At 75.7% G+C, this 226-nt stretch carries 1 pseudogene; it reads right to left on the bottom strand.

The window, feature by feature from the left end:
• Nucleotides 1–226: pseudogene (locus OP79_RS56350) on the bottom strand (DNA-binding response regulator); the annotation flags it as partial.

Genomic DNA, 226 nt, shown 5'->3' with positions numbered 1-226 from the left:
TCGCAGGATGTCGGTCTCGCGGGGGCTCAGCGAGACGGCGGGAGGCGCGTCGGCGGGGGAGGGGGACGGCAGGGCGGCGGTGAGGTGGCGGGCGACGGAGGAGTCGAGCTGGGTGACGCCGGCGTGTGCCAGGCGGACCGCGTGGGCGAGTTCCTCGGCCGGCAGGTCCTTGAGCAGGTAGCCGTGGGCGCCCGCCCGCAGCGCCTGTACGACGTACTCCTCGTCG

This window comes from Streptomyces yerevanensis, assembly GCF_000716805.1.
GTDB lineage: Bacteria > Actinomycetota > Actinomycetes > Streptomycetales > Streptomycetaceae > Streptomyces > Streptomyces flaveus.
This window is presented reverse-complemented; position numbering and strand designations above follow the sequence as displayed.